Below are 15,341 nucleotides of genomic sequence, written 5' to 3'. Positions count from 1 at the left end.
ACGGCCGGATTCCACCGGGCTGACGGCGTGTCTTGTCATCTCGTCACCAGCTTCCCGAGGAGCCGCCGCCGCCGGACGAACCGCCGCCGCCGGAAAACCCGCCACCGCTTGAACCCGACGACCATCCCCCGCCGGAACCTCCCGACCAACCGCCGGACGACCGCCGGCTCGGCTCGAAGGTCATGCCCAGCCAGCGATAGCGGCCGGGACCGATCTTCTGGCCGAAGATCGGCGGCAGGATGGAGGCTGCGAGGCCGCCGAAAAAGATGATTGCCCAGATGGCTATGAAGATGGTGAAGAACAGATCGTCGCTGTTGAACGGCGGCTGCTGGTTGCGTTCGCCGCGCGCTTCCAGCTCTTCGGGATTGCCTTCCAGCACCATGATCATGTCGTCGAGGGCCTTGCTGATGCCGCCGGAGAAATCGCCGGCACGGAAGGCCGGCACCATGTCATTTTCGATGATCAACTTGGTGTGCAGGTCAGTCAGCGTGCCTTCAAGCCCATAGCCGACCTCGATGCGCATCTTGCGGTCGTTCGGCGCCACCAGCAAAAGCACGCCGTTGTTCTCCTTCGCCTGGCCGAGTTTCCAGGCGCGAAACAACCGGTTGGCGTAAGGCTCGATCTCCTCGCCGTCGAGGCTGGGAATGGTCGCAACGACGATCTGGTCCGAACCCTTGGTCTCGAAATCGGCAAGCTTCTGCGTCAGCGCCGCCTTGGTCGCGGCATCGATGATGCCGGCATTGTCGACGACCCGTCCGGTCAGCGCCGGCAATTCGGCCGCGAGAACGGTGAGAGGGAGGAGGAGAAAGCTTAGAACGAAGCCAAAAAAAATCCGGCCGGCATTTCTTCCCACCCCCCTCTGTGGGGAGATGGCCGGCAGGACAGAGGGGGGTGGGACGGAGTACAAGGCCAACGGGAACAGACCCGCTAAGCGCCGTTCACCCGCCCTGCTGCGTGCCGAAATCGACCTTCGGCGGCTGCATCTTGTCCTCCTCGATGGTGAAATTCGCAAACGGCTGGTTGCCGCGGAACCACAAGGTCGCCCAGATCACCGACGGGAAGGTCCTCAGCGTCAGATTGTACTCTCTCACCGCCCGGATATAGTCGCGGCGGGCGACCGTGATGCGGTTCTCGGTGCCTTCGAGTTGTGCTTGCAGCGCCAGAAAGTTCTGGTTGGCCTTGAGATCGGGATAGTTCTCCACCACCGCCAGCAGGCGCGACAGCGCGCTGGTCAGGCCGGCCTGGCTGTCCTGGAATTTCTTGAAGGCTTCCGGATTGTTCAGCGTTTCCGGCGTCACGGTCACCTGCGTCGCCTTGGCGCGCGCTTCGACCACGGCATCGAGCGTGTCCTTCTCGTGCGCGGCATAGCCCTTGACCGTGTTGACCAGATTGGGGATGAGATCGGCGCGGCGCTGGTATTGATTCAACACCTCGCTCCATGCGGCCTTGGCGTTTTCCTCAGCCGTCGGGATGGTGTTGTAGCCGCAGCCGGCAAGCAGCGGCAGCATGACGGCCATCACCAGGAACGCAGCTAAATTACGGAAGATTGGCGGTAAAGCAAGGCGCTGGACAAGCATGATAAGGTCCCCTCGATAGCATTGGCACGCGAAGCATTAGCACAATCCTTGCGCAAGAAAATGACTTCGGCCGAGAAGCGTTACTGGTTTCTACCATTCGCCGTCAGGCCCTGTGACAGACGAGGCGAACGGGTTAAGCTCGGCATGAAACGGGATATCACCATGGCGAAACGCCACGACAGCGACGCGGAATCGCGCCGCATCATCGAACGGGTGGCGCGCGAGACCGACCCGGGCGGCACCTCGTTCCTCGCACGAACCGCCAGAGGCGCGCGCGACCACGTCACAGCGGCCGATGCCGACCGATCGGACCCGATCGAATATTGGGGCACCCGTATTGGTCGGGCGGCAGGCTTGCTTATTGCCATCGGCCTGTTGATCTGGCTCGCGCTTTTCATCACCAGGGGCGGTTAGGACAAAGATCAATGAGCGCCGAAAAAGCCGACGCGCCGCGCGCGGTCATCGTCGTCTCCAGCCATGTCGCACGTGGCTCGGTCGGCAACCGTGCCGCCGTGTTTGCGCTGGAGACGCTGGGGTTTCCGGTTTGGGCGGTGCCGACCGTCATTCTGCCCTGGCATCCGGGGCACGGCCGGGCCACCCGCATCGTGCCGCCGCTGGACCAGTTCAAGGCGCTGATGACCGACCTCGAGCGCGCGCCGTGGCTGGGCGAGGTCGGCGCCGTGCTGTCCGGCTATCTCGGCGAGGCTGGCCAGGCCGAAGCCGTCGCTTCGCTGGTCGGCGCCGTCAAGGCGAAGACGCCGGACGCCCTCTATATCTGCGACCCGGTGATGGGCGATTCGGGCGGCCTCTACGTACCTGAGCCGACCGCAATCGCCATGCGCGACCGGCTGATGCCGATCGCCGATATCGCCACGCCCAACCGCTACGAGCTGGAATGGATGGCCGGAGCGCCGCTGCCCGACCTGAAATCGGCAATGGCTGCTGCCCTGCAAGCCGGCCCACCGGCCATGCTGGTCACTTCGGCACCGGCGATGATGGCCGGCGGCATCGGCAATTTGCTGCTCAACGGCAGAGAGGCGCTGCTTGCCGAACACCGGCTAATCGACAAGCCTCCGAATGGGCTCGGCGACCTGACGGCGGCCGTCTACCTGGCGCGCATCCTGTCCGGCCAAACGGCCGCCAAGGCGCTGCAATCGACCACGGCAGCGGTCTACGAGATCCTGGCGCGCACCGCCAAGCGCGGCGGCGACGAATTGCAGCTCGAGACCGATGCCCAGAGCCTGTCGCACCCGATGGCGATGGTGCAGCTTCGCCATCTCCTGCATCCGGGACGGGATCGCCGGGCGTGACGCAGGCCGAAGACGCCGTGCCCCAGGATGTTGTGCCCGAGGATGTTGCGCCTAGGGATGTTGTGCTTGTCGGCGTCGACGGTTGCAAGACCGGCTGGATAGCCGTCCGCCGCGATTCCGGTGCCGCACCGTCGACAGCCGTTTTCCCAAGCTTCGCGGCGTTGCTCGACCAGCTACCCGTCAATGCAATCGTAGCGGTCGATATGCCGATCGGCCTGCCCGATTTCTCGCAAAGAGGCGGTCGCGGTCCGGAGGCGCTGGTGCGGCCATTTCTTGGCGCCCGGCAATCCAGTGTCTTTGCCATCCCCTCCCGCGCCGCGCTCTATGCGGAGATCGAAGCCTTCACCACGGTCGAAGCCTGGTACGCGGCACATCGCAGGGCAAGTGACGTGGCCAAGACGACCTCAGATCCGCCGCGCGGTGTCTCGAGCCAGGCCTTCGGCATCTTTGCCAAGATCCGTGAGATCGATTCGCTGCTGATCGCGCGGCCCGAACTGCGCAGCCGCGTCTTCGAATCGCATCCGGAAGTTGCCTTCTGCAGACTGAACGGCGACCGGGCGATGCGTCTGCCGAAGAAGATCAAGGGCAACATCAATCCGGCCGGCATGGCCGAACGCAAGGCGCTGCTTGCCCGGCATGGTTATGGCCAGCATTTTCTCGACCAGAGGCCGCCGCGCGGCGCGGCCACCGACGATTTCCTCGATGCCGCGGCGATGATGCTGATTGCCGGCCGCATCGCCAGAGGCGAGGCAATGCCGTTTCCGGATCCGCCGCTCGCCGATCGTTTCGGCATTCCCGTCGCCATCTGGGCTTGAGGACCAGGGCTAACGTTTTAGGTGGCATGCGTCAGGAGCGTGATCTGAGCGCCTCGTTGAGCGCCCACATATCCTTCTCCTCGGGCGCGGTCTCCAATCCGAGCACGGGAATTTGCTTGCGCAAATGGTCGTGGTGGGTGCGCACGCCATATTCGAGATCGGAGAGGTAAAAACCTCCGAAGGCTTCTGACAGCATGGATTCGTTGGACCATATCGAAAGCTGTACATCTTCGGCCAGCGTGTCGCGGTCGATGCGGTAGGATAGGTAGCGGGCAGCCGCCTGCTCCCTGCTCTCGTCGCGATAGCGGTAGATGGCGCCGCGCAGCAGCGTCTCACCCGTCGACAGCGGGAACTCCTGATAGAACTGCACCGACTCCGGCATGATCGACAGCGCGTTGTTCGGGAAGATGCCGTAATAGATCCAGGCCTTGCGCAGGTGCTCCGGCAGTTGCTTCGCCTCGGGTGCGAGCTTGATGTATTGCGCGACGCTCCAGCGCCGTCCGGCATGCGGGTTGTAAGTGGCGAACGAGCGCGACACGCCGTTGACGAACGGCTCGTCGAAGTAGGTCGCGCCATAAAGATCCTGCAGCGCCGGATGCGCCATGGCGACGTGGTAGCCTTCATTGTCGACGTCGCGCACCGACTTCCAGTTGACCGGCGTCTTTTGGGTCCAGATGCCCCAGGACGACACCATCTCGGCGACGCCGTAATGGGCAATCTCGGCTTCGATCGGCTTCAACAGCTCGGCAACGGATGGCTGCGGGCCACCCTTGCGGAAGCGGATGAAGATGAAGCCCATCCAGATTTCGAGCTCGAGCGGCATCAGGCCGAATTCGGTCTTGTCGAGGTCGGGGAAGGACCGCGGGCGGGCAGCGCCGCGCAACGTGCCGTCGAGATTGTAGACCCAGCCATGAAAGGGGCAGACCAGCGCATTCTTGCAAGTGCCTTGGCTATCGGCAACGACGCGACTGCCGCGGTGGCGGCACATATTGTTGAAGGCGCGCACCACGCCATCCTTGCCGCGCACGATCAGCGCCCGCTCGCCGACCACATCCATCGTCAGATAGTCGCCGGCGTTCGGCAGGTCGCAGACATGGCCGGCGATCTGCCAGTGATTGCGGAAGACGTGCTCTTTCTCGAGTTCGAGCAAGGCGTCGGAATGATAGCTCCAGCCCGGCAGGCCCCGCCGATCCCAATCGTTGGGGATTGCCACGTCACGCAGATGCGGGTTCATAAAAGGCTCTTATTTATTGAATGGCCGTTCAATACAAGCATATTTTCTGTTGAAATGCAATAGCTTGCGAGAATAGGGCGAATTCTCGACGCGAAACCGATCGGTAATTGAGAGCCGAGCTCGAACGATCGAAGCCGGGAAAATCCCGGGAATTCCGGGCGTTAATCCCCTTACGCTTGTTGAGCGCCCAGCCCTCCGTGGACCGGAAAAGTCGACGTGGATCCGGTGCCGTGGATAGCGGAAAACGAGCGCTGAATGTCACCGGTGCGGCCAGCTACGCATCATCGGTTTGCCCCCGGAATGGCCGCGGGCCTGGTTTCATGCCGGTTACACAATCGTTAATCCATCATCGTTGGCCCGTTACAAGGTGCGGTTAAGTTCGTTTCAACAGGGAAAAGAAGAACACCGAAGGAAACGACGATGCCTACGAAAACCCAGATCACCGACAACGACCATCGCCTGCAGGGTCCGCAGCGCAACGACCGGCGCCCGAAGCTGGCGCTGCGCCAGCGCGCCAGCGATCACCCGATGGCGATGTTCCTGCTATTGGCCGCTGCCGCGTTTGCCGGCATGGCGTTCACGCCGACCGTCGGTCCGGCCTTCGCCTCGCTGAACCCGCCGGTCAACCTCGTCGACGGCGCGACGACCACGACCAAGACGGCGCGCCTGCCGATCCCGGACATCGATTTTGCCTGCAAGGGTCAGGCCTGGGGCGCCGAGAGCCTGGACTGCCTGCGCGCCATCGCTGCCCAGTCGGGCAAGGCACGGCCCGTCCGCATGATCGCCAACGCCGCCCCGCTGGCCGATACGCCGAACGTTTTTTGATCTTTTCGCGAGCGCCCTCCAGCACTCCAGTCAGGCTCCCGCCGCAATGTCGGCTGGGAGCCTTTTTTCTTTCCTTTTTTTGTCTCTCTGGGAGTCTAGCCGCCCAAAGCGACCTGCTCGGCAATGGCCGAGAGCACGCCGCGCACATCCAGCGTGCTGAACGGCTTTTCGAGGATTGGCGGCCGCTGCGGCGCCGGCAGCGCCTCGATTTCGCCTTTTGCGCCGATCAGATCGCCGGTGACAAGCACGAAACGCCGCGCCAGATCCGGCATTTCGGCAAGCAGCTCGCGATAGGCGGCTATGCCGCTGGTGCCGGGCATGCGCAAATCGGAAAACACGATGTCCGGCGGCATGTGGCCGCTCAGGGTCGCGGCGGCCGAGACCCAGGCCGGCACGATCCGCGACTTGATGCCCATCAACTCCAGAATGTCGGACAGCGACGCCGCGACATCCGGCTCATCGTCTATGATCAGCGCGTGACGCAAGCCGCTCGACCGCGACGGACTGTCGCCGGCGGCGATCGCGCCGGCAGCGATCGCCGGCAACTGCACGACAAAACGCACGCCTCTCGGCGAAACCTCCTCGAACCAGATATTGCCATTGTGCCGCTCGATGATCGATTTGGAAATCGACAGGCCGATACCGGTACCGACGCCGACTGGCTTGGTGGTGAAATAGGATTCGAATATGCGTGAGCGTATCGCTTCCGGCACGCCTGGCCCGTTGTCCTCGACCGAGAATCCGGGATTGCCGCGGTCGCTGCGAAACGTCCGGACCTTGATCCGCCGGTCGCCGGCAATGCCGGCCAAGGCATGCTGGCTGTTGATGAGGAAGTTGGCGGCTACCTGCGTCACGTGGTCGGCATCGGCCATGGCCAGCAGCGGGCCGCCGGCGAAATCGGTGTCGATGATGATGCCGCTTGATCGCGCGCCATAGGCGGTCACTTCGAGTGCCGCGCGGATCACCTGGTTGAGGTCGGTCTCGGCCTGCGCCGTCGGGTGCAGGCGGACCATCGACAGGAAGCTTTTGACGATACGGCCGCAGCGCTCGGCAGCGGCGCGCACCTTTTCGGCGCGTACTTTGGTCTGCGGATCGGCGGCGAATTCATGCAGCAGCGTCGACTGGGCGACGACCACGGCCAGCGGGTTGTTGAGCTCGTGCGAAACGCCCGCAAGCAGCGAGCCCATCGCCGCCATCTTCTCGTTCTGGTGCAGTTTTTCGCGCTGACGGTTGATTTCCTCCTCAGCGCGCAATCTGTCGCGCAGGTCGCGGATGGAGCCGAAGATCAGATGGCGATCGGCGACCCGCATCTCGGTCGCCGTCAGCTCGATCGGAAAAACCTCGCCGGCGGCATTCTGGGTGACCGTTTCGAGCCGCTGGCCGACCATCGGCGCGCCGCGGCCCGACATGTATTCGGCGCCCGACGCATAGCCTTTGCGGTAATATTCCGGCACGACCGTGTCGAGCAGGTCCTTGCCGAGGATATCGCTGCGTCGATAGCCGAACATCTTCTCGGCGGCCGGATTGAATTCGATGATCGAGCCGGTCTCGTCGATGACGATGATGGCGTCGAGCGAGGCCTGTAGCATGGTGCGGCGAATGACGTCACTGGCATGCGCGTCGGAGGGCGACCGTTCGATGGCGTCGCCAATGGCGAGTGCCACCATGTGCAGCGCCGCCTCTTCCTGGTCGGTCCATTCGCGTTCGTTGACGCAGTCGTTGACCGCCAGCGTGCCCCACAAATTGCCGTGCGAAAAGACCGACACCGACAGGAACGACTTGATGTTCTGCTTTTCGAAATCGGTCCGCAGAAAGCCTTCGAGATCGCGTGTGTGCCCGGCGAATATCTTGCCTTGGCGCTCGTCCTCCGCCAGCTGTTCCAGCAATGGGTCCGAATCGACGACCGACTGCATGATGACGGTCGGTGACGCCAGCTCGCCGCCAAACCGGGGGGCGATCCAATAAGCGGCGACCGACTGGGCGAAGCCCTGGCCGGGCAGTTCGCGCAGGCGAAACAGGATGCCGCGGTGACAATCCATGGCTTCGCAAAGCGTTTGGAGGATACCCTCCATCTCGCGCTGCCAGTCGCCGGCTTCGCGCAGCCGGCGAACCACATGCACGGCCGCCATCGCCGCGCCCTGCCTGGCGCCCTGCGAGTCCGCGCGTGCTGTTTCAGCCGTCATGGTCATTTCCTGGCCGTGGCTTGCTCAAGCCGCCAGGCCTCAGTTATTTTCGCCGGCTGGCAGCGAGAAGATATAGCCTTCGCCGCGCACCGTGCGCAGGAATTTCGGATTGGCCGGATCCGCCTCGATCTTCTTTCTCAGCCGCATGATGCGGATGTCGACGGCGCGGGACGATTCCGCGTCCTCGACGAAACCGATCGCCTCGGAGATCGCCGCCCGCGTCAACAGCCGGTTGGCGCGGGTAAGGAACACCTCCAGCACGTCGAACTCGCTCTTGGCCATGTCGATGACCGCACCGTTGGCGCCGGTGACGAGCCTGCCGTCGAGGTCGGCGTGAAAGGCGCCGAAGCTCACGGACCGGCGGCCACCGGATGTTTCAGCCTTGGCTTTTTGTGGTTCGGTCGGCTCCGGAACGCGGCGCAGCACGCTGCGCACCCTGGCCAGCACTTCGCGCAACTCGTAAGGCTTGACGATGTAGTCGTCAGCGCCGAGCTCCAGTCCGACGATGCGGTCGAGCGCGGTACCGGCGGCCGTCGCATAGATGATGCCGATCGGCATTTTCGACCGCATCCAGCGGCCGAGCGACAGGCCGTCCTCGCCCGGCATGGCGATGTCGAGAATGGCCAGATGGAAGGACTGGGCTTCCAACAGGTCGCGCGCCGCCACCGCACTTTCGGCCGTGGCCACATCATAGCCGCTGGCGCCGAGATACTCGGCGACCGCGTCCCTCAGGTCGGGCTCGTCCTCGACAATGACAATTCGTGCCCGCACGATGCGTTCGCTCCCGCTTTCAGCGGAAAGTAGATTGGGTATAAACATGATGTCCAGCACTCTTCTTGGGTTGCCGTATGCGGGGTAGAAAAACATGGCTGCACGATCCGTCATCGCGCTTGTTTCCGTCGCTGAAGTAATTGCGACCGATCTCGCCGATCATCTCAAGCGACGCGGTCATGACGTCCGCGCCGCGCGACAGCCGTGGGAAGCCGAATCGCTGCTTTCTGAAAAGGGTATCGATGTCGTGGTTGTCGGCGACAGCGTCAGCCAGGCGGAGGGGCGCGACCTGCTCAGGCGACATGGCGGCGAAGGTGGACCGGATTTCATCCTGATCTGCCGCCCGGCCGATCTGGTCGACAAGGTGCTGGCGCTCGAGCTCGGCGCCGCCGACGTCGTCGAAAGCCCGCTCAATGTCAGGGAGCTTGCCGCCCGCGTTGGCGGCCTGCTGGCTCGGCGCGGCAGGAACGCCGGGGAATTGATCGTGCTGGAGAACGCGACCGTCGATCTCCGGTCGGCCATCGTCATGCACCGCTCGGGCACGGAAGAACAGCTGTCCGCCGGGCAGGTGGCGCTGCTCAGGCTGTTCCTGGCCAGCCCGCGCAAGGTGCTGACGCGTGACGACATCATCGCCGCCGCGCCCGCCGAAAATGCCGAAGCCTTCGACCGGTCGATCGATTCGCGCATCGTGCGGCTGCGCCGCAAGCTCGACACCGAAACCATCACCACCATACGGGGTGCGGGTTACCGGTTCGATCCGCCAACGCAATTCGCCGATTGAATGCAGGACAGCCACCCCTTTTTTGAGTATCGGATTTTCCTAAAACCGGTTCCCGCTTTTGGGTCCGATGCTCTTTCCTCAGCGCGCCACGAGAAGCGACGGGCCTGACGGCATGTCACTGTTCGTGCTGACCTCGCCGGCATGCGCACGTTCCTTCAGCAGCACGGTTGCGAGGCCGGCAATGCCGAGCAGGCCCTGCACGTAGAGCAGGGCAGAAAGCACGGAAGCGGCGAATTTCGTTTTCATCCTGTTCTTTCCTCAAAATTGGGATTTACGGGCGCTTCAGGGGAACCCCCTAACCGCCCGCGCCGCCAGCGGAGCCCCCCGTTGCGGCGCGGGCCTTCGGTCCTCTCGGCTGCAAGTTGCCGGAGGCGCCGCGCATCCTCAACGGCTCTAAGCCGCCCGGGGCTTGAGCCGGTCGACGCGCAGGCTGGAAACTGTCCAGACAATCCAGACCGTAGCGAAAACAGTGTTGGCTTCCGATCGTTCGTTGCCCGCTGTTTTCGTTACGTCAACTTTGCCCGTTCGCTGTATCCGGATCATGCCGCCGAGGCCGCGCTTTGTTGCAGCTCGGTTTCGGAGTCAGGTGGAATTCCTCTCAAACGAAAGACAATCGCGTATTCGTGCCGCGGTTTGGCTGATCCGCTTAGGCAAACACGCCGCCGCTGTCATGACGACGTCCAACAGCTGTAAGCCGCTTTGCACGGCGTTTTCTGTTAACCCGGGGGAAACAGAATCGAAACACAAACGAGCATCTAGCGAAATCGGCTCGAAACATGACGCCCCGATAAGCCGGTCATCGAATTGAGCCGGCCCCGACCGGCAGAATAGGGGAGACATCATGTACACCGCCATTTCCGCCAAGCTCATCAACATCGCCGCCGCCGTCATCACCGGTGCTGCCTTGCTTGTCAGTGCCGGCAACAGCGCAGCCCACGCCGCCGCCAACAAGATCGTCGCGCGTGTGTCGCTATCGCAGCAGACCATGGAAATCCTGGTCGACGGCCGGCCGACATTCGCCTGGAAAGTCTCGACCGGCGACAGGACGCACGTCACGCCGACCGGTTCGTTCAAGCCGACCCGCATGCATGAAATGTGGTATTCGAAGAAATACGACAACGCCCCGATGCCGCATTCGGTGTTCTTCAGCGGCGGCTACGCCGTACATGCGACAAGCGCCATCAAGCGCCTCGGCCAGCCGGCCTCGCATGGCTGCGTGCGTCTGCATCCGGACAACGCCGCCGATTTCTATCAGCTCGTCGAGGTCTTCGGCCCGGCCAACACCAGCATCGTCATCGTCAAATGAGCGATGCTTTTCGTAGCTCCCAAGAAAGGCCGGAAATCCGGCCTTCTTTATTGTGCAATGTTAGTACAATCTAATCCGGCATCACCGGCATCAGCTTGGCGTCCGGCTTTTCGGCGTGATGCGGCAGGTCCTTGCTGGCGATAAACGTGTAGAACATCGGCACCACGAAGAGCGTGAACATGGTTCCGACCAGGATGCCGGTGAAGATCACCAGGCCCATCGAATAGCGTGCCGCGGCACCAGCGCCGCTGGAGATGATCAGCGGCACCACTCCGAGCGCCATCGCCGCCGTCGTCATCAGGATCGGCCGCAGCCGCACCTTGGCCGACGCGATGATCGCATCGCCCCGCCGCATGCCGTGCATTTCACGCTGCTGGTTGGCGAACTCGACCAGAAGGATGCCGTGCTTGGTGATCAGGCCGATCAGCGTAATCAAGCCGACCTGGGTGTAGATGTTGAGGGTGCCGAGCCCGACATTAAGCGGCACGATCGCGCCGAAGATCGAGAGTGGCACCGCCATCATGATGATCAACGGATCGCGGAAACTTTCGAACTGCGCCGCCAGCACCAGATAGATGACGAGAACGGCTGCCGCGAAGGCGATGATGATCGTGTAGCCCTGTTGCTTCTCCTGCCGCGACTGGCCGGTATAGTCGATGAAGAAAGTGTCGGGCAGGCTCTCCTTGGCGATATCCTCGATCGCTTTCAAACCGTCGCCGGTGGTGACGCCAGGCAGCGGCAGGGCGGAAATCGTTGCGGAATTCAACTGGTTGAACTGCTCGATCGCCGCCGGCGACGCGTTGGTCGAGATCTTCACCACCGCAGAGAGCGGCACCATCTCACCCGAGACGCTGCGCACGAAATACTCCCCCAGTTTTTCGGGATTGTCGCGAAAGCTCTGCGGCACCTGCGGGATGATGTCGTAGCTGTTGGATTCGCGGTCGAATTGCGCCACCTCGGCGCCACCGACCAAGAGGGTCAGCGTCCGGCCGATATCGGCGATCGGCAGGTTGAGTGCCGCGGCGCGGTCGCGGTCGATCGTCACCGTCACTTGCGGCGCATCGTAGGACATCGAATTCTGCACCGCGAGGAAGCGACCGGAGGCCTGCGCCTTGTTCTTGATGTTCTCGGCCGCCTCGTACACTTGGGAGGCCTCGCCGGTCGAGCGCACCACCATCGTGATTGGCAGGCCGCCGCCGGAGCCGGGCAGTGTCGGCGGTGCGAAGACGAAAGCCTCGACGCCCGCCACCTTGGCAAGGCGGGCAGTGATGTCTTCCTGAAGTTCCTTCGAGCTGCGCGCGCGCTCGGCCCAGTCCTTGAACGCAAAGCCGACGAAAGCGCTGTTCGTCGGGCCTTGGAACGCGACGGCGGAGAACCGCGCCCTGGTTTCGGGGATATCATTCACTAGCCCGAGAATCTGGTTCACATAGGTCTCGGTGTAGTCCGACGTCGCATAGCGCGGTGCGTTCACAATAGACAGCAAGAAGCCCTGGTCTTCTTCCGGCGCCAGTTCGCTCGCGGTCTTGGTGAACATGAAGCCGGTCGTGGCGACCAGTGCGATGACGATCATCAGCGTCACCGGGCGATATTTCAGCGAGCCGCTGACCAGCCGCTCATAGACGTTTTCGACGCGCCCGAACGTGTTGTCGACAATGCGCTGGAAGCGGCTGTGCGAGCCGGCCCTCAGGATGCGTGCCGACATCATCGGCGTGACGGTTAGGGCAACGACACCCGAAAGGACCACCGAGCCGGCAAGCGTCACTGCGAATTCGCGAAACAGTGCGCCTGTCAGGCCGCCGGTGAAGGCCAGCGGCGCGAACACGGCGGCCAACGTTATCGTCATGGCGACGACGGCGGAGGAGATCTCCCGCATGCCGTTGAAAGCCGCCTGCATCGGCGACAAGCCGTCTTCCTCCATGTGGCGGTGGATGTTTTCCACCACCACGATGGCATCGTCAACAACCAGTCCGATCGCCAGCACCATGGCCAGCAACGACAAAAGGTTGATCGAATAACCCAAAGAAAACAGCAGGAAACAGACGCCGATCAGCGACAGCGGAATGGTCACGATCGGCATCAGCACCGAGCGGAACGAGCCGAGGAAGAGCAGGATGACGACGATGACGATGGCGACCGCCTCGCCGATGGTCTTGAACACCTCCTCGATCGACGCGCTGATCTGCTCGGTCGAGTCATAGACGATCTCGATCGTCATGCCGAGCGGCAGCGTCTCCTGGATCGTCGGCACAATCTTGTGGATCGCCGCCGCGGTGGTCAGTGGATTGGCGGCCGGCGTCGGAAAGATGGCGAGAAAGATGCCGGGCTTGCCGTTGAAGGTGACCCTGGTGTCGGTGTTCACCGCGGCGAGTTCGACGCGGGCCACGTCGCGCAGTCTCACCACATTGCCGTCTTTCGAGCGGAGCGGAAGGGCAGCGAAAGCCTCCGGCGTCTGCAGGGTCGAGCGAACCGTGATCGAGGAAGCCACATATTCGTTTTCGGTATCGCCGGGCGCGGAGAGGAAATTCGATTCGTTAATGGCGGTCAGCACTTCCGCCGCCGTCACACCGCGCGCCGCCAGTTTGATCGGGTCGATCCAGACACGCATCGAATATTCGGCGGCGCCGAAAATCTGCACGTCGGCAACACCTTCGACCGTCGACATACGCGGCCGCACGACGCGCTCGATATATTCGGTGAGCTGTTCCGGCGTCATGTTCGGGTTCTGCATCGAGATGTACATCATCGCGAACTGCTGGCCGGTGCCCTTGACGATCACCGGGTCTTTGGTTTCGTCCGGCAGATCGCCGCGAACGCTCTGAACCTTCGACAGGACTTCGTTCAGCGCAACGTCGGGGTCGGAGCCGAGTTTCATCTGCACTGTCACGGTGCTGGATGACGGCCGGCTCGCCGACGTGACATAATCGATGTTTTCGGTCGAAGCGACAGCACGCGCGATCGGCGCGGAAATGAACCCCTGGATCAGGTCGGCGCTGGCGCCGGGATAGGCCGTGGTGATCGTGATGGCCGTTTCTTCAACCTCTGGATACTGCCGGATCGAAAGGTTGAAGATGCCCTGAAAACCCAGAAGCAGGATCATGCAGGCAAGCACGGTCGAAAGGACCGGGCGGCGGATGAAGAGGTCGGAAAAGCTCATTGCTGGGCTGCCTGCTGGTTCCCCGGCTTGCTCGGATCGATTGTGTTGTCGACGGCAACGGACATGCCGTTGGAGAGCCGGTTCTGGCCGGCGGTAACGACTTCGTCGCCGGGCTGGATGCCTTCCAGGATCTCGACCAGGCCGGCGTTGTGGCGGCCTGGCTTGACGAACACCTGGGCGAGCACGAGCTGCGGCTTCTGTTCTTCCGCTGCCGGTTTGGCTTCCGCTGCCGGTTTGGCTGGGGTAGCGCCCGGCTTTTCTTCGGGTTTTGCCGCGGGTGCTTCGGCAGCGGGCTTGGCAGCATCCGCGGCTGGTTTTTCTTCCGGCTTTGCCTCGGGAGCCGCGCCGTTGACTTCTGCGGATTTGGCCGGGCGCACCACGAAGACGAAGTCACCGTACAGGCTGGAGGTCAGCGCAGTCTGCGGCAGCGCCAGCACGTTGTTCTCCTCCGGCAGTTCGACACGCACCTGGACGAACTGGCCGGGCGTCAGCTTGCCTTCAGGATTGGCGACCTCCGCCCTCACCGTCACCAGCCGGCTCGTCGGGTCGATCTTCGGATCGATACCGCGGATGATGCCGGCGAACGGCATGTCGCCGCCGCCAATGCCCAGCCGCACCGTCTGTCCGATCTTCAGCAGCGGAAGCTGCTGCTCCGGCACGGTGAAATCGACACGCATCGTGTCCATGTCCTGCAAGGTCACCACGGCGGTGCCGGGTGTGAGATACTGGCCAATGTCGATTTTCGGAATACCGACGGTGCCCTTGAAAGGGGCCGTCAACTGCTTTTGGTCGAGCACCGCTTGCAGCTTGTTTACCTGCGCGGAGGAGACCGATGCTGCCGCCTGCGCCGTGTCCAGCGTAGCGTCGGTGCCGACCCCGCGCTTCTGCAGCTCAAGAGCGCGCATCAGCGTCGTCTGGTCGGATGTGGCTTGCGCCTTCGACGCCACGAGGTCGGCCCGCTCGACGGCATCGTCGAGCTGCAGCAGCACGGCGTTGGCGGCGACCTTCTGATTGGCATGAAACTGGATGTCCTTGACGATACCCGCGGTTTCGACGGTCAGGTCGACGCCGCGCACGGCACTGACAGTACCGATCGCCTCGACGCCGGGCGTCCAGGACATCGGTTTGACGATGACCGTCGACACGGTCGCGGCCGGCGGCTTCATGGTGGCGAAAAACTGTTTGATCGCATTGTCGCGGAACAGGTTGAAGCCGACGATGCCGCCGCACACCAGCACGAGCAGAATGAAGGCGATGATGAAGCGCTTGATCACGAACAGTCCCCTCGGCCATGGCCCAGCATAACGGTCGGATGACCGGAACACATACCTGTGACTGGTCCCAATTTCAAATGACGGCAATCTTACTGTACCGTCTGGACGGTC

At 62.9% G+C, this 15,341-nt stretch carries 14 protein-coding genes; 6 read left to right on the top strand and 8 right to left on the bottom strand.

Translation table 11 applies throughout. The features are described 5' to 3' along the window. Positions 1-43: 43 nt before the first annotated feature. Both NKH43_RS13895 and NKH43_RS13890 read right to left on the bottom strand, forming a co-directional pair. Positions 44-853, bottom strand: coding sequence for a TPM domain-containing protein (locus NKH43_RS13895; protein WP_502895830.1), 810 nt, complete (start codon positions 851-853; stop codon positions 44-46). Between the two features lie 85 nt (positions 854-938). Next, positions 939-1,577, bottom strand: coding sequence for a LemA family protein (locus tag NKH43_RS13890; protein WP_352858666.1), 639 nt, complete (start codon positions 1,575-1,577; stop codon positions 939-941). A 162-nt stretch (positions 1,578-1,739) separates the two neighbouring features. Between NKH43_RS13890 and NKH43_RS13885 the strand changes: the two genes are divergently transcribed. From NKH43_RS13885 to NKH43_RS13875, 3 genes are all read left to right on the top strand, one after another. Next, positions 1,740-1,991, top strand: coding sequence for a hypothetical protein (locus NKH43_RS13885; RefSeq protein ID WP_352858730.1), 252 nt, complete (start codon positions 1,740-1,742; stop codon positions 1,989-1,991). Positions 1,992-2,002: 11 nt separating this feature from the next. Then, entirely contained in the window at positions 2,003-2,887 is an 885-nt protein-coding gene (gene pdxY / locus NKH43_RS13880; RefSeq protein WP_023721311.1) for a pyridoxal kinase PdxY, read from the top strand. Between the two features lie 62 nt (positions 2,888-2,949). Then, complete coding sequence (locus NKH43_RS13875) at positions 2,950-3,702, top strand: DUF429 domain-containing protein (protein ID WP_502898978.1); 753 nt, start codon at positions 2,950-2,952, stop codon at positions 3,700-3,702. 31 nt (positions 3,703-3,733) lie between these two features. On the opposite strand, the gene NKH43_RS13870 is transcribed toward NKH43_RS13875, so the two are convergent. Further along, complete coding sequence (locus NKH43_RS13870) at positions 3,734-4,936, bottom strand: aromatic ring-hydroxylating oxygenase subunit alpha (RefSeq protein WP_352858665.1); 1,203 nt, start codon at positions 4,934-4,936, stop codon at positions 3,734-3,736. 420 nt (positions 4,937-5,356) lie between these two features. Here NKH43_RS13870 and NKH43_RS13865 point away from each other — a divergent pair, with 420 nt between their 5' ends. Further along, complete coding sequence (locus NKH43_RS13865) at positions 5,357-5,761, top strand: hypothetical protein (protein WP_352588159.1); 405 nt, start codon at positions 5,357-5,359, stop codon at positions 5,759-5,761. A gap of 95 nt (positions 5,762-5,856) precedes the next feature. On the opposite strand, the gene NKH43_RS13860 is transcribed toward NKH43_RS13865, so the two are convergent. Then, positions 5,857-7,944 (bottom strand): PAS domain S-box protein, encoded by a 2,088-nt coding sequence (locus NKH43_RS13860; protein ID WP_352858664.1) that lies wholly within the window; start codon positions 7,942-7,944, stop codon positions 5,857-5,859. Between the two features lie 39 nt (positions 7,945-7,983). Next, positions 7,984-8,763 carry a response regulator gene (locus NKH43_RS13855; RefSeq protein WP_352788054.1) on the bottom strand — a complete coding sequence of 260 codons (780 nt, stop codon included), beginning with the start codon at positions 8,761-8,763 and terminating at the stop codon, positions 7,984-7,986. Between the two features lie 46 nt (positions 8,764-8,809). Between NKH43_RS13855 and NKH43_RS13850 the strand changes: the two genes are divergently transcribed. Next, complete coding sequence (locus NKH43_RS13850) at positions 8,810-9,496, top strand: winged helix-turn-helix domain-containing protein (protein WP_352788012.1); 687 nt, start codon at positions 8,810-8,812, stop codon at positions 9,494-9,496. Positions 9,497-9,574: 78 nt separating this feature from the next. Here the strand turns inward: NKH43_RS13850 and NKH43_RS13845 are convergent, their stop codons facing one another. Further along, a complete protein-coding gene (locus NKH43_RS13845) occupies positions 9,575-9,742 on the bottom strand; it encodes a hypothetical protein (RefSeq protein WP_352641299.1) in 168 nt (55 codons plus the stop codon). A 595-nt stretch (positions 9,743-10,337) separates the two neighbouring features. Here NKH43_RS13845 and NKH43_RS13840 point away from each other — a divergent pair. Beyond that, positions 10,338-10,802, top strand: coding sequence for a L,D-transpeptidase (locus tag NKH43_RS13840; RefSeq protein WP_023721319.1), 465 nt, complete (start codon positions 10,338-10,340; stop codon positions 10,800-10,802). A gap of 70 nt (positions 10,803-10,872) precedes the next feature. On the opposite strand, the gene NKH43_RS13835 is transcribed toward NKH43_RS13840, so the two are convergent. After that, a complete protein-coding gene (locus NKH43_RS13835; protein ID WP_352858663.1) occupies positions 10,873-13,956 on the bottom strand; it encodes an efflux RND transporter permease subunit in 3,084 nt (1,027 codons plus the stop codon). Further along, a complete protein-coding gene (locus NKH43_RS13830) occupies positions 13,953-15,230 on the bottom strand; it encodes an efflux RND transporter periplasmic adaptor subunit (RefSeq protein WP_502905034.1) in 1,278 nt (425 codons plus the stop codon). The genes NKH43_RS13835 and NKH43_RS13830 overlap by 4 nt, the downstream gene beginning before the upstream one ends. Between the last annotated feature and the right edge of the window lie 111 nt (positions 15,231-15,341).

It is taken from the genome of Mesorhizobium sp. M1163 (assembly GCF_040318415.1).
Classification (GTDB): Bacteria; Pseudomonadota; Alphaproteobacteria; order Rhizobiales; family Rhizobiaceae; genus Mesorhizobium.
The sequence above is the reverse complement of the archived record's forward strand: the minus strand, read 5'-3'. Positions and strand labels throughout refer to the sequence as shown.